The following is a 21,305-nucleotide window of genomic DNA, read 5'->3' as shown; positions in this document are numbered from 1 at the left end:
ATGGCCATTCGCGACCTTCTGTCGCCTTCGCGCTGGAAGCGCCCCCGCCACGCCGCGCCCGAAGGCCAGCGCTGGTATGCGATCGGCGACATCCATGGCTGCTACGAGCTGCTCAACGCGCTGATCCGCACGATCGACAGCGACGACGAACAGCGCGGCGTCGCCGATACCCGGCTGCTCTTCCTCGGCGACTATATCGATCGCGGCCCGAATTCGCGCGGCGTGATCGAGCTGATGATGAAGCTCGACCTGGGCGACGACAAGGTCGTGTTCCTGATGGGCAACCATGAGGAGGTCCTGCTCGCCACCGCCGAGGGCAATCGCCGCGCCGCCGCGCTGCTCCACAAGATGGGCGGCCGCGAAACGCTGCTCAGCTACGGCGTCTCGGCGCAGGACTACGACTATGCCGATCCGCCGGGGATCGTCGACATGGTCCGCTCCGCCATCCCCCGCGAGCATCTCGACTGGCTGGCGGCGCTGCGCAGTTCCTACCGCGCCGGCGGATATTTCTTCGCCCATGCCGGCATCCGCCCCGGCATCCCGCTCACCGACCAGGCCCCGAGCGACATGCGGTGGATTCGGCGCGACTTCCTTTCGCACGCCGCCAGCCATGGCCCGATGGTGGTGCACGGCCATTCGGTGACGACCGAGATCGACGAGCGCGCCAACCGCATCGGCATCGACACCGGCGCCTATGCCAGCGGCCGCCTCACCGCGCTCGGCATCGAGGGCGCGCAGCGCTGGTATCTCCAGACGGGTACGCCCGACGCCTGACCGTCGGTCGGGGGTCAGGCGGCGCGGCCGACCATCGCTTCGCTGAGCGGCATCTGGCGGACGTTGCCGCAACGCAGGCTGACCTCCTCGACCAGCCAGCTGTTGCGCATCTTGTCGGCGACGATCCCCGCCTCATGGACCGACAGGCCCGGCTGCTCGATCGCCACCTGCATCATGCCGTTGGCCTCGCGGGCCTCGACGATGCTGGGGATGAGGGCGCGTTGCGCGAAATGATTGATCAGCCGGGCCAGCGTCTGCGGATCGGGCCGCGCGACGATATCGAACCGCGAGACGGTCCCGCCATCGGCATCACCTACGTCCATCGCCACGCTCCTCCATCGAGCAAGCATAGCGTCGACGGCGCCGAAAAAATTGCCGCTTTCAGCTGCCAACGATCCAATAATCGGCAAATCTTATCCCAAATGATCATCAAGACGAAAGATTTTTCCGTTCCGCCCCTCAGGCGTCGTCCACGATCATCTGCGCCGCCTTCTCGCCGATCATGATGCTCGCCGCGTTGGTGTTTCCCGATATCAGCGTCGGCATGATCGACGCATCGGCGACGCGCAGCCCCTGAACCCCGTGGACGCGCAGCCGGCTGTCCACCACCGCCATCCGGTCCTTGCCCATCTTGCAGGTCCCGACCTGGTGCGAGACGCAGCCGCCGGTCTCGCGGAAATAGGCCTCGATCTCGTCGTCGGAGCGCACGTCGCCGCCGGGCAGATGCTCGGCCGAGATGAAGTCGGCGAGCGGCGGGGTTGCCGCGATCCGGCGCGCAAGCTTGAGCCCCTCGACCGCGATTCGCCGGTCGGCCTCATGCGCGAAATAATTGGGCGCGAGGCGCGGCGCCTCGAACGGGTCGGCGCTGGCCAGGCTCAGCCGCCCGCGGCTCTGCGGCCGGACCGGGCAGATGAAGTTGGCGAAGCCCGAGAATTTGAACAGCCCGTCCTCATAATAGCCGCCGCTGAAGGTCTGGAACAGGAACTGGACGTCGGGCGTCGCCGCCCCCGGCGAGACGCGGGCGAACAGCCCCGCCTGCCCCGCCGGCACCGACAGCGGACCGTCGCGGAACAACAGCCAGGTCAGCCCGGCGAAAAGCTGCTTGCGCTTGCTGAGCATGATGTCGTTCATCGTGATCGGCTGGTTGCAGCGCCAGGTGATCTGCCCGCCATAATGGTCCTGGAGGTTCTCGCCGACGCCGGGCAGGTCGTGGACCGGGTCGATCCCCAGCGCCTTCAGCTCGGCCGCCGGGCCGACGCCCGACAGCAGCAGGAGCTGGGGCGAGTTGACCGAGCCGCCCGACAGGATCAGCTCGCGCCGGCTCCTGACCGTGAAGCTCTCGCCGCGTCGCCGCACGCGCAGGCCGCTCGCGCGCGGGCCGTCGAACAGAACCTTCTCGGCCTGGGCCTCGGTCAGGATCGTCAGGTTCGGGCGGCGCTTGACCGGGTTCAGATAGGCGACCGAGGTCGAGCAGCGCGCACCGTTGCGGATCGTCGCCTGATAATAGCCGACGCCCTCCTGCGCGGCGCCGTTGAAATCGGGATTGTGCGGGATGCCGTTGGCCTCCGCGCTGCCGATCAGCGCGTCGCACAGCGGGTTCCGCTCGACCAGGTTGGTGACGCTCAGCGGGCCGCCGACGCCATGATAGCGATCCTCGCCATTCTCCTGGTCCTCGGCGCGGCGGAAGAAGGGCAGCACGTCGTCATAGCCCCAGCCCTCGTTGCCGAGCTGGCGCCACTGGTCGTAGTCCTGCGCCTGGCCGCGGATGTAGATAAGGCCGTTGATGCTGCTCGACCCGCCCAGGGTCTTGCCGCGCGGCCAGTAGATGCGGCGACCGCCGAGCGCCGGATTGGGCTCGGTCATGTACTTCCAGTTCACCGTGGGATCGGTGATGGTGCGTCCGTAGCCGACCGGGATCTTGAGCCAGAAGCGGTTGTCGCTGCCGCCCGCCTCGATCAGCAGGACGCTGACGTCCGCCCGCTCGCTCAACCGCGCCGCGATCACGCTACCCGCCGAGCCCGCCCCGACCACGATGTAGTCGAACTCGGCACCTTCCATCTGCATTTCCAAATCCCCGGTTGAATGGCTAGCGCAGCGCGCCGGCATGGGCCGCGACCGCGTCGATCGCCGCCTCGTCGGGCAGGATCGCGGCGGCGGCGGCCATCTGCCGGCCCTTCTCGTCGCCCTCGCGCCCGCGAATGCCCTTCCTGAAATTGCGGAGCTGCCGCGCGAGATAGTCGGCGTCGGTGCCCGCCAGCGGCGGCGCGCCGAGTTCGGCATTGCCCTCGCCGCGCGCGCCATGGCAGGCGGCGCAGCTTTCGTAGAGCGCCGCCCCCGCCCCGCCCTTCGTCGCCACGACCTTGGCCGGCGGCGGGGACGGCAGCGTCGCGATATAGGCGGCGACGTCGTGCACCGCCTGCTCGTCGGGCAGCGCCTTGGCGCGGCCGTTCATCTGCACGCCCTGGAAGTCGGCGGGGCCGCCGCGCAGGTCCTTGCGGTAGAGGATGAGCTGCTCGGCGACATAGTCCGCCGGCAGGCCCGCGAGGCGCGGCGCCTTCATGCCGGCGAAGCCCTCGCCGGCATTGCCGTGGCAGCCCTGGCAGGTGGTGTAATAGGCCCGGCCGCGGGCGACCGGCGACGAGGCCTCCGGCGCGGGCGTGGCGGTGGAGCAGCCCGCCGCCGCCACGACCGCCGCCGCGCCGATGAGGATGACGGGCGCCCGCATGACCGTCAGCGCATCGCCGCCGCGATCGCGGCGCTGTCGAGATATTCGTCGAAGCTGGTGATCTTGCCGTCACCGGTGCCGATCACATGGACCCACTCGACCGCATAGTCCTTGCCGGTCGCCTTGACCTTGCTGCGCTCGATGCCGCGCACGTAGACGAGGCCCTCCGCCTCCGCCATCGACTTCGGCGTCATCTCGATCGGCTCGGCGAACTCGCCGAACCTGGCGAAGAAGTCGCCGACGCCCTCGGGCCCCTTATAAGTGCCGCCCCACGGAATCCCGTGGGCGTGCAGGGTCCAGCGGACGTCAGGCGCGAGCAGCGCCATCGCGCCGGGGACGTCGCCCGCTCCGAAGGCGGCGAAGAAGGCGCCGACGATGGCCGTTCCGGTAGAAGACATGATCTTTCCTCTCAGGCTTGGGGAAGGTCGGGCTCGAGCCCGTAGAAAGTGTGGAAGACGAGGCCGGGGTCGTATTTCCGCCGCAGCGCGCCCAGCTTCCGCCAGCCCTCGGCGGTGTAGCATTCGCGGATGCGGTGGATGCGGCCTTCCTGGTTCAGCTCGTTGATGTAGCTGCCGGTGCCGAGCGGCTGCAGCTCCTCGTACATCGCGACCATGAAGTCCTTGTTGGCCTTGTCGGCCGCCGGATCGTCCCATTGCGCGTAGCAGGAGACGTAGAAATTGCCCTTGGTCGCGCAGGCGCCGTCGGGCAACTCGGGTCGTCCCTTGTAGAGCAGCACCGGCGCGGTGACGCGCGACGGCGATTGGGGCATGCGGCGAATGAATATCTCGATCGGCTTGGCGAGGCTGTCCGCATAGATGTTGTCGACGCAGTAGCGGCGCTGCGGGAACGGCACCTCGTTACCGTAATAGAGATTCTCGAAGCTCTCCTCGGCGTTCTCGATCCTGGCGATCGCGCGCTTCGTGACCGGATGCTCCTTGAGCGCGGCCATGCCCACCAGCGCCGCCGCCTCGCTGTCGACGAAGGCGACGCTTTGCAGGATGAACACCTGGTCGCAGCCGGCGGCGCTGCACGCCTTCTCCATGCCCGGCGGGGCGGCGGTGATGACGCCGATCAGCTCGACGTTCAGCGGCAGCTTCGGCCCGATCTCCTCCATCGCGGCGGCGACCTCGGCGCTCGCGGTGAAGGGGAAGATATAGGTGTGCGAGCGCATCGCCTTCGGCGCGGGGTGGACACGCAGCCTGAAGCTTGTGACCACCCCGAAAAGGCCGGGGCCGCCGCCGCGCACCGCCCAGAACAGGTCCGGATTCTCGGTCTCGCTGGCGGTCCGCACCTGGCCGTCGGCGGTGACGATCTCGACCTCGAGGATGTTGTAGACGCTCATCCCGCCCCAGGCATTGCCGTTCCAGCCGAGCCCGCCGCCGAGCAGGAAGCCGCTGACCGGCACCATGCCGCAATGCGCGGTCGGGAAGGCCAGCCCTTGCCGGCCCAGCTCCTCCTGGAGCCTCCGGCCGATCACGCCGGGGCCGACGATCGCCTCGCGCTTGCCTGCGTCGATCTCGATCGTCGACAGGCGCGACACGTCGACGAGCATGCCGTCGTCGCGCATGAAACAGCCGCAGAAGCTGTGCCCGCCGGCGCGGGTGGTGATGCGTCGCTTGTTCTCGCGCGCATGGTCGACCGCGGCGACCACGTCCTCGACGCTCTCGGCCTGGACGATGATCTCCGGGTTGCGCGGGAATTTCTGGGTCTGCCAGATCATGCTCCGGCGCCACGGCTCGTACAGCTCGGTGTCGCGCGCGACGACCTTGCCCTTCACCCTGGCCTGGAGCCGCTCGACCTCCCTGGCGTCGACCGCGGCACCGGCCGCCGCCATCGGCATCAGGCCGGCCGCCGACAGGGTGGCGAGCGTCGCCGTGCCGGCCAGGAAGCCGCGGCGATCGAGCTTCGGCAGTGCGAGGGGTTTGTCGAGGATCATATCGCCCTTCCCGTCAGCGCCGGACCACGCCGGCCTTGATCGCGAGGTGGGACATCAACCCCTCCTCGCCCAGCTCATGACCGACCCCCGACTGCTTCCAGCCGCCGAAAGGCAGCGACAGATCGAGCGTGTTGTGGTTGTTGATCCAGACGGTGCCCGCCTGCACCCGCTCGACGAAATCCTCGATCAGGTCGAAGTCGCGCGACCAGATGCTGGCGCCCAGCCCGAAGCTGGTGCCGTTCACCTGCGGCATCACGCCGTCCATGTCGTCGAACGGCGTGGCGACGAGGACGGGGCCGAATATCTCCTCCTGCACCACCGCGTCGGTCGGCCTGGCGCCGACGATGATCGCGGGGCGCAGATAGGCGCCCGGATCGTCGATCGCCTCGCCGCCGAAGAACAGCGATCCGCCATCCGCCACGCCGCGCTCGACATAGCCGAGCACCCGGTCGCGATGCGCATGGCTGACCATCGGGCCGAGGCCGCTCGACGGGTCGAGGCCGGGACCGATCTTCAGGCTGGCGGCGATCTCCGCGACGCCCTCGACCACCGTGTCGAAGATCGAGCGATGGACGTAGAGGCGCGATCCGGCGCAGCAATTCTGGCCGTGATTGCCGAGGATCGCCCAGGCCGCGCCGGGGATCGCCGCATCCAGGTCGGCGTCGGCGGCGATCACCACCGGCGACTTGCCGCCCAGTTCGAGATTATACTTCTTGAAGCGCGGGCCGGCCGATCCGGCGATGATCCGGCCGACCTCGGTCGATCCGGTGAAGTTGATCTTGTCGATCCCCGGATGCTCGACCAGCGCCGCGCCGGCGACCGCGCCGCTGCCGGTGACGACGTTGACGACGCCGGCCGGGATGCCCGCCTCGGCGCACAGCTCGGCGAGGCGCAGCGTGGTGAGCGGGGTCTGCTCGGCGGGCTTGAGGACGATGGTGCAGCCGGTGGCGAGCACCGGCGCCAGCTTCCACACCGCCTCGCACAGCGGCACGTTCCAGGGCGTGATGCCCGCGACGACGCCGAGCGGCTGGAGCCGGGTGAAGCCCGAGAAGCGCGCGCCCGGCAGATAGGGCACCGACAGCTCCATGGTCTTGCCGTGGAGCTTGGTCGCCCAGCCCGCCATGTAGCGCAGCGTGTGGACCGAGAGGTCGGCGTCGAACAGGCGCGTGTTCTGGATCAGCTTGCCGCTGTTGACCGTCTCGATCTGCGCGATGGTCGCAGCCTCGGCGGCGATCAGGTCGGCGAGCCGCAGCATCAGCGCCTCGCGCTCGTGCGGGCGCATCGCCGGCCAGGGGCCGCTTTCAAAGGCGCGCCGCGCGGCGCGGACCGCGTCGTCGACGTCGGCGGCATCAGCCTCGGCCACCTCGGCGATCGCCCCGCCATGGCTGGGATCGATCACCGGACGGTAGCGGCCGGCACGCGGGGCCCGCCAATCCCCGTCGATGAACAGCTCCCGCCTGCCGCTCGCGAAGGAACGGGCGGCGTCGGACAACAGGCTATAGTCGTTGGCGAGGGTCATCACGAACCTTGTGCGAGGATGGGAGCCGGGGAGGATGGCCGCAGCAGCGCGGCGATCGCGAACAGGCCGGCGCCGAGGAAGGCGAGCGTCGCGATCAGGTAGATGCCGGCCGGGCCGCCCGGGCCGAGTACGGTCAGCGCCGGCCCCAGGCCGAGCCCCGCGCCGGTCAGCGCCGCGGCGGCGAGCATCGGCCGGCCGTCATGGTCGACCTGCCCGAGCGCGCCGAGCTGGAAGGGATAGATGACGTACCAGCCGAAGCTGAACATCGCGGTGGCGAGGACGAAGACCGCGAAGCTTCCGGCGACCGCATAGACCTGCACCGCCGCGACCAGTACCGCCGCCGCCGCGACGATCGGCGCGATCCGGCCGAAGCGGCCGCCGACGATGCCGGGCAGGAAGGACGCCGCGAAGGCGACCAGCTTGGAGATGCTGAGGACCAGCGCGACCTGCGTCTCGCCGAGCCCGATCCGCTGCCCGAGCAGCGCGAGGAAGGTCCACAGCGCTCCGACGCCGATGAAGAAGCAGAGGATCGACACCAGCATGCCGCCGCTGCGCAGCCAGCCGGCGAGATCGTTGCCGGGCATGGCGTGATGCTCTTCCGCCGCGCTGATCGGCCTGAGCCGGGTGGCGACGAGCGCGAGGGCAAGGATGTCGAAGGCGAGCAGCACACTATAGGCGGCGGCGAAGCCGAAGGCGCCGATGATCGGCGGCATCGCATAGACGCAGACGATCGACAGCACGGTCTGGAGCGCGAGAAACAGGCCGAAGCTGCGTTCGGCGTTGCGGGTCCGCGCCATCGCGGCGGTCGCCTGCGACACCGCGATCCCGCCGGCCGCGCCGCCGATGCCGCGCAGGACCAGGAAGACCGTCCAGCCCGGCCGGATGAGGCAGAGCAGGTCGCAGACGATCATCACCGCGAGCGCGGCGATGCCGAAGCGGCGGAACTGCCCGCGCGGCAGGAAGGTGCTGAGCAGGCAGCCGCAGGACAGGGTGATGAGCTGGATCGTCGAGAAGAGGCCGACGTCGCGCTCGCTGGCGCCGAGCACGTTGACCAGCGCGGCGGCGATCACCGGCATCGCCAGGAAGGTCATCACCCCCGCCGTGCCGAGCGTGATCAGCGCGGCGAGGCTATCCTGCCCCGCCGCGCCGTCGATCGTCCGCTTCTGTCCGCTCTTCGCCATGCTGCGCCCTTGACGGGTGCGGGACGCCGAAGCGCCCCGCACGGATGATCAGAACCGGTACAGCGCGCTCGCGCCGAACACCCGCGGCTCGGAATAGATATACTGGACATAGCCGAGGTCGTTGAACTGGAACGCCTTGGTGATCGCCAGCTTGTTGCCGATGTTGCGGACGAAGGCCTGGAGCTGCCAGTTCTCGTTCACGTTGAACGAGATGTCGGCATTATGCTTGAAATAGCCCGGCATCTTCACCGACGGATCGTTGAAGTTGTTCGAGTAGCGGCTGGAGCGATAGTTCCAGTCCCAGTTGAACACCAGCGAGCGGTCGTTGGCGAGCGGCACGGTGTAGGCGATCGCGCCGTTGGCGGTCCATTTCGGCGCGTTCGACATCTCGCGGTCGGCGACATAGACCCCGCCGCCGGGCACGCCGTTGCGGACGTCCTTGATCTTCGTCTCCAGCCACGAACCGCCGAAGCGCAGCTCCAGATGGTCGACCGGCGCCGCCTGGATCTCGACCTCGGCGCCATAGGCATTGGCGCTCTGGTTGGTCAGCAGGCCGCCGATCCCCTCGAAGTTGAAGGTCTGGTAGCGGTTATAGTCATAGTAGAAGAAGGAGGTGTTGAAGCGCAGCTTGCGGTCGAACAGCGTCGCCTTCTCGCCGATCTCATAGGCGATGACGTTCTCGTCGCGATAGGGGATCTGCGCGGTGCTGACGCCGCCCGGATAGAAGCCGTTGTTGAAGCCGCCGGCCTTGGTGCCGCGCGACACGCTGGCGAACAGCAGCAGGTCGGCGTTCACCTGGAAATCGAGCGCGGCCTTACCCGAGATCAGCGTCTTCTTGTAGGTGTCCCGATAGGGGTTGGCGATGCCCGGCCCGTTCGGCGGCAGGAAGCAGTTGGTCGGGATCGGGAAGCCCGGGCAGCTCCGCAGCGAGGCGTTGTCGCGCTCGTCGAACTTCTTGCTGTCGCGGGTGATGCGGCCGCCGAGGGTGAAGGTCAGCCGGTCGGCGAGCTCCACCTCGCCCTGCGCGAAGGCCGCGACCGAGGTCGTCCGCATCTTCCAGTTGGCCGCCAGGTTGATCGGGAAGAAGGCGCCGTTGTACAGGCCCGTCACCGGATCGACCGCGGTGTCGCCCGACACCGGCACGTTGAAGGTCGCGTTCGGATTGTTGCGCGCCTTCGAATAGAGGCCGTAGACGCCCGCCGTCCAGTTGAAACCGTCGCCCTTGCCGAAGGCGCGGAATTCCTGGGTCGCGGTGTCGCTCTTATACGGGAAGGTGGCGACGCAGATCGTGTTCGGGCTGGCGTCGCAATCCTCTTCGAGGTTGCGGGTGAAGTGCATGTAGCCGGTCAGCGAGGTGAAGCTGACGTCGCCGAAGTCCCGTTCGGCGCGGAGCAGCGCGGTGGAGCCCTTCGACTTCAGCCGCTGCGGGTTGCTGGTATAGGCGACGTTGCGCTTGCCCGCGCCGAAATTGGCCTCGTTATAGCCGGCGTCGTCGACCCCGGTCGGATCGGCCGAGCCGAGCCCCGTCACCGGATCGCGCAGGCTGGGGGTCTGCTCATAATAGGTGTGGACCTTGTCGGTCCGGCCATATTCGCCCTTCAGCAGCACGTCCCAGTCGCCGTCGTCGTAGCGAAGCTGGAGGCGGACCGCGTCGGTGCCGGCCTGGCCGCCCTTGTCCTTGGCGAATTGCGGATTGAGGTTCTTGATATAGCCGTCGCTGTGATGCGACAGGAAGGACAGACGCGCCGACAGCGTGTCGGTCAGCGGCGCGGTGACGCCGCCTTCGAGCTTCAGCTCGTTGAAGCGCGCATAGCTGCCCTTGACGAAGCCGCCGGCCTCCTGGCTCGGCTTCTTGGTGACATAGTGGACGAGGCCGCCGGTCGAGTTGCGGCCGAACAGCGTGCCCTGCGGCCCGCGCAGGATCTCGGCGCGGTCGAGGTCGAACAGCGCGAAGTCGACTGCCGGCACGTTCACGACGTAGAATTCGTCGACATAGACGGTGACCGGCGCCTCATGGCCCTCGCCGAAGTCGTTGAGGCCGATGCCGCGGATGACGATGTTGGCGCTCGAACCCGGGCCGTAGGGCGAATAATTGTCGACGCTCGGCGTGCGGGTGATCAGGTCGATGCTGTTGGAGATGCCGCGCTCGAGGATCTGGTCGCCCGAGACGGCGGTGACGGAGATGCCGACCTTCTGGAGGTTCTGCTCGCGCTTCTGCGCGGTGACGACGATCTCGGCCAGGCCGCCATTGTCGGCTTCGGCCGCGGCGGGGGCGCTCGTCGCTTCCTGCGCGGCGGCCGGCGCGCTCGCCAGCAGCGCGGCGACGGTCAGGGCGATGGTGGAGGAGGTCGAAACAAAGGATCTGGTCATGAAAGCCCCCGAGGTTGGCGGCGCCGGAGCGCGACGTGCGTTTCCTACCTGCGGCGTGGCGCATATGTTCGCGCCATCGTCGTGACGCATCTGTGTGGCATCCGGCGGGGGGCGGCTATACCGCCGTGGCAATCATCCTACCCGATTGGCAATATTCGCCGCGCGGCGGCGGGCACGGTCAGGCGCTGTGGGCCTTCTTCAGGGTGAAGGAGGGCAGCTCGCCGAAGCGGCGGGCATAATCCTGGGAGAATTTGCTGGGGTGAAGGAAGCCGTTGGCGAGCGCGACCTCGGTCACGGTCACGCCGCTGCCCTGCACCTCCCTGAGCATCGCCCGCGCCCGTTCGAGCCGGTAGCGCTTGAGATAGCCCATCGGGCTGTCGTCGCGGAACCGCCGGAAGCCGAAATGCAGCGAACGGCCGCTGACGCCCGAGGCGGTGATCAGGTCGGACAGGGTGAGCTGCTCATGATAGCGCTCGCGGATCAGCTCCTCGGCGCGGCGCACATAATAGGGCGTCGCGACGTTGCGCGGCTCCATCGCATAGTCGTGCGAATAATTGTGCGGCACCGAGGTGAGCAGCAGCCGGCCCAGCATCTCCTCGGTCGTGCCGATCGCGCGCGGATGGACGAAACCGGAATCGCCGTCGTCCATGTCCTCGACCACCGCGCGCACGAACTGCGCGAAGGAGCCGGCGAGCCCGTCGATCGCGATCGGATCGGGCGCGAAGATCAGCGGCCGGGTGCGGTGGCCGAAATCCTCGTTGAGCAGCTTTTCGAGGTGCGAGCGATCGAGCTTGACGGTGAAGTGGCGGCAGCCGGCGTCGGTGATCTGGCGGATCGGCTCATGCGGGCTCAGCACCGACATCTGGCCGGGCCGCAGCACGAAGGTCCGCCCCTGATGCCCGAACTGCGCCTGGCCGCTGAGGACGAACTGGACGAGGAAGCAATGCTCGGCCGGCGGGATCGACACCGCCACCCGGCCATAGGGCAGGCCGTAATCGGTCGCGTTGAAGGTGCTCGACCGCAGCGTCGCCTGGTTGTGGCGGAAAGCGATCGGCGGCACGCCGCCCTCGGTCGACAGGTCGTGGGGGCAGAAGGCGTGCACCATATGCTGGTGGACCGCGTCGATCTCGGTGCTGGCGAAGCGGTTCCAGCGGTCGAGCGGAAGATCGCCCGGGGTCCAGACCTTGCGTTCCTCGATCATCTGGCCTCGGTCATCTGGCTGGCCACCCGCATCACGGACATCCCGTCATCCTACCAGATATGCGGCCGATTGCGAGCATCTCGATGGCGGCCGCGACTCCGGCCCCCGCCAATGATGACCGATTTGTAATCCTCCCGCAGCCCGCGACCGGAAAAGGAATTATCATATTTCAATATCTTATATGAAAATCCTCAGCTCCGCCTGTCGGAGCCTTAACGTGCGTTCGGCGGCGGGCAGGTCCACATTCTGCACATCGGGACAGGGCGACGGCGCCTCGTCCCCGACAGAAAAGGATGGGACCATGTTGAAGACCGCTTTCCGTTTCCTGGCCCTGACGACCGCCATCGCGGGGCTCGGCACCACGATCGTCATGGGCGCCGCAGAGGCCGCCACCCCGACCGGCGACGTGCCCTTCTGCTCGAAGACGATCACCGACAAGTGCATGGACCGGCCAGCCGCCGCCACGCATCACGCCACCCGCCATGCGGCGCATCATCGGACCCACAAGCCGACCGCCGCCAAGGCCGCGCATCCCAAGAGCTGACCCCGCCGGTCAGCCGCCTGCTCCTCCAGCAAAGGGCCACTTCGGTGGCCCTTTTTTCATGCGCCCGCGCCGGGCAAGGCGGCGATCAGGTGGCGGTAGAGGCCATCGGCGTCACGGCGCAGCGGATGGCCGCCCGGCATCGCGATCCGCCGCATGTTGGGCTGGTGGAGCAGCGGGCAGAGGCTGTCGGCCTCCTCGCGCCCCTGGACGCAGAGCAGCGGCACCCAGTCGAGCCGCCGGCCGGTGTCGACCGCCGCCGCGTCGGCCGGCACCAGGTCGAGCATCTCGGCCGGCGACGCCCGGTAGATCACCGTGTCGGTCGGCACGACCAGCGCGACCATGGCGATCTTCGCCCGCAAGGCGGGCGGCAGCCCGACCAGCCCGACATGGACCATGTCCGCCCCATAGGACTGGCCGATCAGCAGCAGGCGTCGCGCATGGCCGAAGGCCAGCCCGCGCCGCACCGCCTCCTCGATCAGCGCGCGGACCTGGGCGGGCGACCGGCGCTCGCGGAAATAGACCAGCGAATTGACCCCCAGCACCGGAACGCCGTCGGCGGCCAGCCGCTCGGCGATCTGGCGACCCATCCCGATCTTGAAGCCCATGTCGCCGGAGACGATCACCGCCGCCAGCCCCGCTTGCGCCGGTGCGGGCGGGCGTTCGGCCCGGACCGGAACGTAGAGGTCGCCGCCGAAATAGCCGAGCCAGCCCCAATAAGCGGTCAGCCCCGCGCCGACCAGGGCGAGGGCGAGCGCCGCGCCGATCAGCCCGCGCCTCACAGCAGCCCCCGCAGCACGGCGGCGGCGAGCGCATCGCCATTGTCGCCGAAATGATGGCCGCCGGGCAGCAGCACCTGCTCGGCCAGCCCCGCCGGGATCGCCGGACAGGCGCTGTGCTTCTCCTCCTCGCCGCGGATGCACTGCATCGGCGTGCCGCGCAGCCGCTCGATCGCCGGCAGGGTCGGCAGCGCGTTGGCGCCGCCGATGTCGAGCCAGGAGGCGAGATGGAACTGGAAATCGGCGGTGCCGCTCAGCCCCAGCATGCTCAGCCGGGTCACCATCGGCCGGATCGCGGCCGGCAGGTTGCCGACGATATAGGCGAGGTCGTCGGCGCCGAAGGAATAGCCGACGAAGATCACCTTCGGCCGATGCCATTCGCGCGCGAAATGCTCGACGATCCGTCCCGCGTCGCGCCCCGCCTCGGCCGGGGTCCGGGCGTTCCAGAAATAGCTGAGGCTGTCGACGCCGACGACGGGAACGCCCGCCGCCGCCAGTTTCGTGGCGAGATCGCGATCGATCCCGGCCCAACCGCCGTCGCCCGAATACATCACCGCCATCAGGTCGGTGTGGCGCGCCGCCGGATCGGCGACGATCGTCAGCGGCAGGTCGGCGACATTGGCGAGCGGCACGACGGGCGCCGGATTCGGCTGCGGCTCGAGCAGCGGCGCGAACGCCGCCTTGAACTGCGGCATCCAGTTCGCCTCGACCGAGAAGCCGTGACCGACCTTGGGCAGCTCGACGAGCTGCGCCTGCGGTATCTGCCGGGTGAAGGCGCGGGTCGCGGCGGGGCTGACGACCTGGTCGATGGTCCCCTGCAGCACCAGCCACGGCGCCGACAGGCGCGGCGCGGCCGAGAACAGCCAGCCCGCCTCGGGCTTGGCGATGCGCGACACGGTCACGCCCGGGATCGCGCACCACGGCTTGGTCCCGCCGATATCGGGGCCGAAGCCGAGCGACACCGCCCCGCGCCACGTCCCCGCCGGGGCCTGCGCCAGCGCCGCATAGGCGATCGTCGCGCCCGACGAATAGCCGGCGAGGATCGGCTTGATGTAGCGCGGCAGGCCGAGGCGGTGCTCATAGTCCTGCGCCAGCGCCTGCAGCGCATAGTTGGGATTGACGCATGTCTCGGCATCGCCGTCGAGACGCTTCTGCAACGCCGGGGTGGAGATGCCAGCGACCGCGACGCCCTGTTCGGCGAGCGCCTTCGCCATGTCGACCACGCCGAGGTTCCAGCCGCCGTCGCCCGACAGGAAGACCACCACGCCGCGCACCGGACCGGCGGGCCGATAGGTGGCGACCGCCTGCCAGCCGGCGAAGGTGAAGTCGCCGGCGGCGACGGGCCCCTCGCGCTCCGGCGCGGCGGGCCGCGCGACGGGCGCCTGCGCCGCGACCGGCGTCGCCGTGGAGGATAAGGTCGACAGGATCATCGCGGCGGAACCGGCGGCGACGGCCAATGTGGAGAACAATCTACGCATCTTCACCCCCGCAGGAGGACGTCATGCACCCGGCTTAGACCGGCGCACCCGACGCGGGCGTGAGGGCGAGGTTAAACATCGGTAATGTCGCCCGCGCGTCAGTGGGCGAGATGCAGCTCCACCCGCAGCCCCGGTCCGTTGTCGTGCAGTTCGAGCGCGCCGTCGTGCAGCCGCGCGACCGCCGCGGCGAGCGCGAGGCCGAGCCCGGCCCCCGCCTTGCTGCGCGCCGCGTCCAGCCGGCCGAAGCGGCGCAGCGCCTCGGGCCGCTGCGCCTCGGGGATGCCGGGACCGTCGTCGCCGACGCTGATCACCGTATCGCCGGCCGGCGTCCGCCGGGCCGCGACGACGATCCGCCCCGCGCCATATTTCATCGCATTGTCGATCAGGTTGGCGAGCGCCTGGCCGAGCAGCTCGCGGTGGACATGGCCCGTGATCCCCGGGGGGGCGTCGGCGACGATCTCGAAGCCATTATCCTCGGCGAGCGGCCCATAGACCTCGACCATGTCCTCGACCATCGCCGACAGGTCGAGGTCGACGAAGCTCTCGCGCCCCAGCCCGGCCTCGGCGCGGCTGATCCGCAGCGCGGTGTCGAGCATCGTCAGCAGCCGGTCGCCCTCGTCGATCGCGCGGGCGACCGCCCCCCTCGCCTCCTCGCCCTCGCTGGCGTCGAGCGCGCGTTCGAGCGTCGACCGCAGCCGGGTGAGCGGCGAGCGCAGGTCATGGGCGAGGCCGTCGGTGGCGATCTTGAGCTCCGCCATCAGCGCGGCGATGCGGTCGAGCATCGCATTGATCGCGATGCCGAGCGCGTCGAAGGCGTCGTCGCTGCCGTCGACCGGCACCCGTCGGTCGAGATGGCCGGCGGCGACGGCGCGGGCGGTGCCGACGGTCGCGGCCAGCCGGCCGTGGATCAGCCGGGTCGAGCTCCATGCCGCGAAGGCGGCGAGCGCCACCGCCACCGCGAAGGCGCTGACCATCGCCTCCTCCAGGATGACGGTGAAGCGCAGCTCGCTTTCGACGACATGGCCGGTCAGCAGCCGGCCGCCGCCCGCGAGCGGGGTCGCGACGAGGTAGATCTGCTCGGACTGCTCATGGCCGATGCGGAACAGGTCGAGCGTCGCGGCGGTCGCGGACGGCGGCAGCGAGGGCGGCCATTCGGCGATGTTGCCGGCCACCGCCCGGCCGTCGCGATCGACCAGCAGCAGCGCGGCGCCCGGCGCCCGGCCGGGCTGGGCGCGCGCCGCCACCGCCGCGTCGAGCGCCGCGAAGCCGCCCTGCCGGTAGCTGTGGAGGAACTGGTCGCGCAACTGCTCGGCATGCGCCTCGGCCTCGTCGCCGATCTGGTCCTGGGTCAACTGGTGGACGGTGGCGAGCAGCAGCGCCGCGCCGACGAGTTGGAGCAGGAAGACGAGCGCCGCGAAGCGGAGGAAGGTCGACCGCGGAAGCCCCATCCTCAACCGTCGAGGCCCAGCCGATAGCCCGATCCGCGCACCGTATGGAGCAGCGGCCGGGCCTGGCCCTCGTCGATCTTCTTGCGCAGCCGGCTGACATGGACGTCGATGACGTTGGTGCCCGGATCGAAATGATAGTCCCACACGCCTTCGAGCAGCATCGTCCGCGTCACCACCTGCTCGGCATGGCGGAGGAGGAATTCGAGCAGGCGGAACTCGCGCGGCTGCAACTCGATCGGCTGGCCGCCGCGCCGCACCTTGCGCGACAGCAGGTCCATCTCCAGGTCGTCGCAGGCCAGCCGGGTCTCGGGCGCGGCGGCGCTCCGGCCCTGGCCGTGGCGGATCAGCAGACGGACCCGCGCGAGCAGTTCGGCGAAGGCGAAGGGCTTGGTCAGATAGTCGTCGGAGCCGCCTTCGAGGCCTTTCACTCGGTCCTCGGCCGCGCCCAGCGCCGACAGGATGATCACCGGCGTCTCGATCCCCGCCGCGCGGATCGCGCCGAGCACCGCCATCCCGTCCATGCCCGGCAGCATCCGGTCGAGGATCACGCAGTCGTAGCTGCCGTCGGTGACGTGGAACAGGCCATCGCGGCCATTGTCGGCGCGATCGACGACGAAGCCGTGCTCGGACAGCCCGGTCGCGACGAAGTCGGCGGTGGCGGCGTCATCCTCGACCAGCAATATCTTCCGGCTCATCCGCCATGTCCTCCCCCGTCGCGCCGCATGTGGATGTCGAACGGCACGCCGCGACGCAAGACCCGCAGGTCGACGACCTCATAGGAACCGCTGGCGACGTCGCGGTCGAACGCGGCGAGGCTCGGCGCCGGCAGGCCGTCGACATCCTCGATCTCGTCGCCGACCCGGAGCCCGGCGAGCGCGCCCGGCCCGCCGGTCTGGAGGCTCGTCACCAGCAGCCGGGGCCGCCCCGCGCTCTCGACCACCGCCAGCGTCGCGCCGGTGGGCAGCGACTCCCCGGCGGCGACCGGCTCCCGATAGGGGCGGACGAACTGATGGGTGACGATCACCGCCGCCAGCGCCGCGCAGAGCAGCGCCAGCCAGCCGATCCAGGAGAAGGTCCTCGTCACATCAGGCCTCGTTTCGTTCGACGCAGACCGTGGCAATGATGCGATCGAGCCGCTCGGTGATCGCCTGGTCGAGTTTCTCATGCAGCCGCAATATTTCAAGCTCGGCGCGCAGGTTGACCTCATAGTCGAGGCTCGCCGCCAACCGGTCCTTCGCCGCCTGGCGGTTCTGGCTCATCATGATCACCGGCGCCTGGATCGCGGCGAGCGTCGACAGCAACAGGTTGAGGAAGATGAAGGGATAGGGATCGAACGCCAGCCCCCAATGCGTCAGCACGTCGCTGTTGAGCAGCATCCAGGCGAGCAGCACCAGCGAGAAGCCGATGATGAAGGCCCAGCTGCCGCCGACCGCGGCGACCCGGTCGGCGAGCCTGTCGCCGAAGGTCGCGTGCATGTCCGCCACGTCGCCGGCATCGCGCGAGATCGGCTGGCGCGCCAATATCTTGGCGAGGACATGCGCCTCGCCGGGGTCGAGATGCTGCTTGCCCAGCAGCCGCGCAGCCAGGGTCCGGACGGGTTCGCTCGCCATATCGCCTCCTTCATCACGGGATTAGCCGCGATCATCATACCCCAGCATGAGCGCCGCATGACCATTTCGTCATGTTGGGGATTACCGATGCTTAATATCGGGACCATCGTCCGGAGAGGCGCGCGGGCGCACAAGAGTCTCCATTCTCGAAAAGGAGACCTGTCATGCGTCACCCATTGTTCATCCCGATCGCCGCCGCATCGATCCTGGCCATGGGCCTTGCGGGCGCCGCCCAGGCGACGTCGCGCGCGGGCGGGCCGGAGGCAGAGATCGGCAAGGCGCTGGCCGGGCGGACCGCCGGCAAGCCGGTCGACTGCCTCGACCTCAACCGCATCCGCTCGTCGCGGATCATCGACCGCACCGCGATCCTGTACGAAACCGACAACGGCACCCTGTACCTGAACCGCCCCGCCAGCGGCGCGGACCAGCTCCGCACCGGCCTGACCCTGGTCACCGACACGCATACGCCGCAGCTCTGCAGCGTCGACACGGTGCGCCTCGTCGACCTGCCGGGGCATTTCGAGAGCGGCTGGGTCGGGCTCGGCAAGTTCGTCCCCTATGCCCGGCGCTGACGCCGGCGGCGCCGCGCAACATTACCAATAATTCAGGCGGCGCCCACCCGGCGGGCATGCGGGTTCCCCTATCGGTGTCGTCAAAGCTGCATGGGGGAATGCGATGAAGCCTGCGATCCTGATGACGGCGGCCGCGCTGCTGGCCGTCGCGGTGCCCGCGGCCGCCAGCCCGGCCCCCGCGAACGGCTGCGCCGCCGCCGCCCGGCCGACGGTCGAAGGGCTGTGGATGAACCCGCACGGCACCGTGGCGGTCCGGACCGGCGATTGCCGGGGCCGGCTGTGCGGCTGGGTGGTGTGGGCGAGCCCGCAAGCCCTCCAGGACGCGAAGGACGGCGGCGTCGACCATCTCGTCGGGACCGAACTGCTCGAGGACTACAGCGCCGACGGCGCCGATCGCTGGTCCGGATCGGTCTACGTCCCCGACATGGGACACAGCTTCTCGTCGACCATCACCCTTTCCGCCCCCGGCGAACTCCAGATCCGGGGCTGCCTGATCGGCGGCATCTTCTGCAAGTCGCAGACCTGGCAGCGCATCGAAAAGGTTCCCAATGCATAATCCGCCCCTCCGCCGCCTGATCGCCCGCCTGCGCGAACGGCGCGGGCCGCTGTCGGTCGTCCTCGTCATGCTGCTGATCGGGATCGGTTTCGCCGCGCTCCACCAACTCACCCAGACGCTGCGGTTGCAGGACATATTGGCGGCGTTCGACGCGATCGGCTCCCGCCAGGTGGCGCTCGCGATCGGCTGCACCGTCGCCAGCTATGTCGCGCTGACCTTCTACGACCTGCTCGCGCTGCGCGTCATCGGCCGGCCGCTGCCCTGGCGGACCGCCGCGCTCGCGTCCTTCACCAGCTACACGATCAGCCACAATCTCGGCCTCGCGCTGATCACCGGCGGATCGGCGCGCTACCGCATCTACACCGCCGCCGGCCTGTCGGGCGGCGACGTGGCGCGGATCGTCGCGATCGCCTCGGCGACCTTCTGGATGGGGGTGCTGGCGATCACCGGCCTCGCCCTCGCCTTCCACCAGGGCGGGCTGTCGCTGGCGGGGGTCGCGCTGGGCGGGACCGCCGCGCGCGTCGCCGGCGGCGCGATCCTCGCCGGGGCGGCCGGCTTCGTCCTCGCCTGCGCCTTCGGCCCGCGCGAGATCCGACTGTTCGGCTGGACGCTGCCATTGCCGGGCGCGGGCGTCGCGCTCGGCCAGATCGCGATCGCGGGGATCGACCTCGCCGCCGCCTCGGCGGCGCTGTTCGTCCTGATCCCCGGTGCCGATCCGGCGCTGCTCCCCGCCTTCCTCCTCGCCTATGCGCTCGGCATCATCGCCGCGCTGGTCAGCCATGTCCCCGGCGGCATCGGCGTGTTCGAGGCGGTGGTGCTGGCGACCGTCCCGGCCGACCGGCCCGCGCTCGCCGCCGCGCTGATCGCCTATCGGCTGATCTATTATCTGCTCCCGCTCGCGCTCGGCATCGTCGCGCTGGTGCTGCACGAGGGCCGCCAGCGCCGCCTCGGCCGCGCGATCGCGGGGGTGCGGCTGGTCGCCAACGGCCTCGCCCCGCTGCTGATGGGCGTGGCGAGCTTCCTCGGCGGCGCGGTGCTGCTGCTGTCGGGATCGACCCCTGCCGTTCCCGCCCGCCTGCACACGCTGCACGCGATCGTGCCGCTGCCCTTCATCGAGGCGTCGCACCTCGCCGCCAGCCTGGTCGGCACCGGGCTGCTGCTGCTCGCGCCCGGCCTCTACCGCCGCCTCGACGGCGCCTTCGTCGCCGCCCGCGCGCTGCTGATCGCCGGGGCGATCTTCTCGCTGGCCAAGGGCATCGACTATGAGGAGGCGATCGTCTGCCTGACGATCGCGGCGCTGCTGCAATGGACCAGCCCGGCCTTCTACCGGACCACGGCCTTCGTCGCGCGCGCCTTCTCGCCCGCCTGGCTGGTCTGCGTCGCGGCGGTCGGCGGCCTCAGCCTGTGGGTCGGCCTCTTCTCCTACAAGCATGTCGCCTATCAGAACGCCCTGTGGTGGGACTTCGCGCTGCACGGCGACGCCTCGCGCTACCTGCGCGCCAGCCTCGGCACCGCCGTGCTGCTCGCCGGGGTGGCGCTGGGGCGGCTGTTCGCGCCGGCCGCGCCCCGCCGCGACCGGACGGCGCTGCCGGCCGAGGTCGCCGACGTGATCGAGGGCGCCGAGCGCACCGATGCGATGCTCGCCTATACCGGCGACAAGCGCTTCCTCTTCTCCCCCGACGGCGACGCCTTCCTGATGTACCAGATCCGCGGATCGAGCTGGATCATGATGGCCGATCCGGTCGGCCCGCGCGCCGCCTGGGCCGGCCTGCTCTGGACGATCCGATCGATGGCGGACGCCGCGCAGGGCCGGCTGATGCTCTACCAGATCAGCAGCGACATGCTCGAACTGGCGATCGCGCTGGGCCTGCAGATCGTCAAATATGGCGAGGAGGCGATCGTCGACCTCGCCGCTTTCTCGATCGAGGGGCCGCGGATGCGCTCGATCCGCCAGACGGTCCGCCGCGCCGAACGCGAGGGCGCGACCTTCGAAGTCGTCCCCGCCGCCGAGGTCGCCGCGATCATCCCCGACCTTGCCGCCATCTCCGACGAATGGCTGGAGGCGAAGGGCCAGCGCGAGAAGGGCTTCAGCCTGGGCCGCTTCGATCCCGACTATGTCGCGCGCTTCGATTGCGCGCTGGTCCGGGTCGAGGGACGGATCGTCGCCTTCGCCAATATCTGGCGAACGCCCAACGGACGCGAACTGTCGGTCGACCTGATGCGCCATGGCGCGGGTTCGCCGCCGGGGGTGATGGACTATCTGTTCGCCAGCCTGATGCTGTGGGGCCGGGAGAACGGCCATGCCCGCTTCTCGCTGGGCCTCGCCCCGCTGTCGGGGATCGAGGCGCACCGGCTGTCGCCGCTCTGGGTGAAGGCCGCCGCCGCCATCTTCAAGCGCGGCGAGCGCTTCTACGGCTTCCGGGGCCTGCGCGCCTACAAGGAGAAATTCGCGCCGGTCTGGGAACCGCGCTACATCGCCGCGCCGCATGGCCTCGGCCTCGTCCGGGCGATGCGCGACCTCAACCAGCTGATCGGCCGCCCGCATCCGGTGTCCGATCGCGCCGCCTCCTCGGTGGCGGCCGATGCCGACCCGCCCCGCCTCGCCGCCTGACCAA

20 protein-coding genes are annotated in these 21,305 nt (G+C 69.6%); 5 read left to right on the top strand and 15 right to left on the bottom strand.

The window, feature by feature from the left end:
- Positions 1-774 (top strand): metallophosphoesterase family protein, encoded by a 774-nt coding sequence (locus HRJ34_RS01430; RefSeq protein WP_208633149.1) that lies wholly within the window; start codon positions 1-3, stop codon positions 772-774.
- Positions 775-788: 14 nt separating this feature from the next.
- On the opposite strand, the gene HRJ34_RS01425 is transcribed toward HRJ34_RS01430, so the two are convergent.
- From HRJ34_RS01425 to HRJ34_RS01385, 9 genes are all read right to left on the bottom strand, one after another.
- Positions 789-1,097 carry a hypothetical protein gene (locus tag HRJ34_RS01425; RefSeq protein WP_012050984.1) on the bottom strand — a complete coding sequence of 103 codons (309 nt, stop codon included), beginning with the start codon at positions 1,095-1,097 and terminating at the stop codon, positions 789-791.
- A gap of 136 nt (positions 1,098-1,233) precedes the next feature.
- Positions 1,234-2,838 carry a GMC family oxidoreductase gene (locus HRJ34_RS01420; RefSeq protein ID WP_208633148.1) on the bottom strand — a complete coding sequence of 535 codons (1,605 nt, stop codon included), beginning with the start codon at positions 2,836-2,838 and terminating at the stop codon, positions 1,234-1,236.
- Between the two features lie 22 nt (positions 2,839-2,860).
- Positions 2,861-3,499: a c-type cytochrome gene (locus HRJ34_RS01415; RefSeq protein WP_208633147.1), complete on the bottom strand. Its 639-nt coding sequence runs from the start codon at positions 3,497-3,499 to the stop codon at positions 2,861-2,863.
- A 5-nt stretch (positions 3,500-3,504) separates the two neighbouring features.
- A complete protein-coding gene (locus HRJ34_RS01410; protein WP_016745535.1) occupies positions 3,505-3,897 on the bottom strand; it encodes a nuclear transport factor 2 family protein in 393 nt (130 codons plus the stop codon).
- An 11-nt stretch (positions 3,898-3,908) separates the two neighbouring features.
- Positions 3,909-5,435: an FAD-binding oxidoreductase gene (locus HRJ34_RS01405; protein WP_208633146.1), complete on the bottom strand. Its 1,527-nt coding sequence runs from the start codon at positions 5,433-5,435 to the stop codon at positions 3,909-3,911.
- Between the two features lie 13 nt (positions 5,436-5,448).
- Entirely contained in the window at positions 5,449-6,954 is a 1,506-nt protein-coding gene (locus HRJ34_RS01400; protein ID WP_208633145.1) for an aldehyde dehydrogenase family protein, read from the bottom strand.
- Positions 6,954-8,135: an MFS transporter gene (locus HRJ34_RS01395; RefSeq protein WP_208633144.1), complete on the bottom strand. Its 1,182-nt coding sequence runs from the start codon at positions 8,133-8,135 to the stop codon at positions 6,954-6,956. Before HRJ34_RS01395 ends, HRJ34_RS01400 begins: the two co-directional genes overlap by 1 nt.
- 48 nt (positions 8,136-8,183) lie before the next feature.
- Positions 8,184-10,505 carry a TonB-dependent receptor gene (locus tag HRJ34_RS01390; RefSeq protein ID WP_029993126.1) on the bottom strand — a complete coding sequence of 774 codons (2,322 nt, stop codon included), beginning with the start codon at positions 10,503-10,505 and terminating at the stop codon, positions 8,184-8,186.
- A 178-nt stretch (positions 10,506-10,683) separates the two neighbouring features.
- Positions 10,684-11,706 carry an AraC family transcriptional regulator gene (locus tag HRJ34_RS01385; RefSeq protein ID WP_012050976.1) on the bottom strand — a complete coding sequence of 341 codons (1,023 nt, stop codon included), beginning with the start codon at positions 11,704-11,706 and terminating at the stop codon, positions 10,684-10,686.
- Positions 11,707-12,007: 301 nt separating this feature from the next.
- Here HRJ34_RS01385 and HRJ34_RS01380 point away from each other — a divergent pair, with 301 nt between their 5' ends.
- Positions 12,008-12,250, top strand: coding sequence for a hypothetical protein (locus HRJ34_RS01380; RefSeq protein WP_012050975.1), 243 nt, complete (start codon positions 12,008-12,010; stop codon positions 12,248-12,250).
- 56 nt (positions 12,251-12,306) lie between these two features.
- Here the strand turns inward: HRJ34_RS01380 and HRJ34_RS01375 are convergent, their stop codons facing one another.
- The 6 genes from HRJ34_RS01375 to HRJ34_RS01350 all read right to left on the bottom strand — a co-directional run bounded on the left by HRJ34_RS01375 (position 12,307) and on the right by HRJ34_RS01350 (position 17,562).
- Positions 12,307-13,029 carry an AcvB/VirJ family lysyl-phosphatidylglycerol hydrolase gene (locus HRJ34_RS01375; RefSeq protein WP_030091565.1) on the bottom strand — a complete coding sequence of 241 codons (723 nt, stop codon included), beginning with the start codon at positions 13,027-13,029 and terminating at the stop codon, positions 12,307-12,309.
- On the bottom strand, positions 13,026-14,504 hold the full coding sequence (locus HRJ34_RS01370) for a virulence factor family protein (protein WP_208633143.1): 1,479 nt from the start codon (positions 14,502-14,504) through the stop codon (positions 13,026-13,028). Before HRJ34_RS01370 ends, HRJ34_RS01375 begins: the two co-directional genes overlap by 4 nt.
- 98 nt (positions 14,505-14,602) lie before the next feature.
- On the bottom strand, positions 14,603-15,952 hold the full coding sequence (locus HRJ34_RS01365) for a sensor histidine kinase (protein WP_208633142.1): 1,350 nt from the start codon (positions 15,950-15,952) through the stop codon (positions 14,603-14,605).
- 2 nt (positions 15,953-15,954) lie between these two features.
- Positions 15,955-16,647, bottom strand: coding sequence for a winged helix-turn-helix domain-containing protein (locus HRJ34_RS01360; RefSeq protein WP_208633141.1), 693 nt, complete (start codon positions 16,645-16,647; stop codon positions 15,955-15,957).
- The gene (locus tag HRJ34_RS01355) at positions 16,644-17,036 is read right to left on the bottom strand and encodes a PDZ domain-containing protein (protein ID WP_012050970.1); all 393 of its coding nucleotides are present in this window, start codon (positions 17,034-17,036) and stop codon (positions 16,644-16,646) included. Before HRJ34_RS01355 ends, HRJ34_RS01360 begins: the two co-directional genes overlap by 4 nt.
- Position 17,037: 1 nt before the next feature.
- Positions 17,038-17,562 carry a DUF1003 domain-containing protein gene (locus tag HRJ34_RS01350; protein ID WP_030090635.1) on the bottom strand — a complete coding sequence of 175 codons (525 nt, stop codon included), beginning with the start codon at positions 17,560-17,562 and terminating at the stop codon, positions 17,038-17,040.
- Between the two features lie 164 nt (positions 17,563-17,726).
- Here HRJ34_RS01350 and HRJ34_RS01345 point away from each other — a divergent pair, with 164 nt between their 5' ends.
- The 3 genes from HRJ34_RS01345 (at position 17,727) to mprF (ending at position 21,301) form a co-directional block, all read left to right on the top strand.
- Positions 17,727-18,134: a hypothetical protein gene (locus tag HRJ34_RS01345; RefSeq protein ID WP_012050968.1), complete on the top strand. Its 408-nt coding sequence runs from the start codon at positions 17,727-17,729 to the stop codon at positions 18,132-18,134.
- A gap of 103 nt (positions 18,135-18,237) precedes the next feature.
- Positions 18,238-18,690 carry a DUF2147 domain-containing protein gene (locus tag HRJ34_RS01340; RefSeq protein WP_012050967.1) on the top strand — a complete coding sequence of 151 codons (453 nt, stop codon included), beginning with the start codon at positions 18,238-18,240 and terminating at the stop codon, positions 18,688-18,690.
- A complete protein-coding gene (gene mprF / locus HRJ34_RS01335; protein WP_208633140.1) occupies positions 18,683-21,301 on the top strand; it encodes a bifunctional lysylphosphatidylglycerol flippase/synthetase MprF in 2,619 nt (872 codons plus the stop codon). The genes HRJ34_RS01340 and mprF overlap by 8 nt, the downstream gene beginning before the upstream one ends.
- Positions 21,302-21,305: the final 4 nt, after the last annotated feature.

Origin of the sequence: Rhizorhabdus wittichii (assembly GCF_017607425.1) — a bacterium.
GTDB lineage: Bacteria > Pseudomonadota > Alphaproteobacteria > Sphingomonadales > Sphingomonadaceae > Rhizorhabdus > Rhizorhabdus wittichii.
Note: the sequence above shows the minus strand (reverse complement) of the source record. Positions and strands in the feature narration are given on the sequence as shown.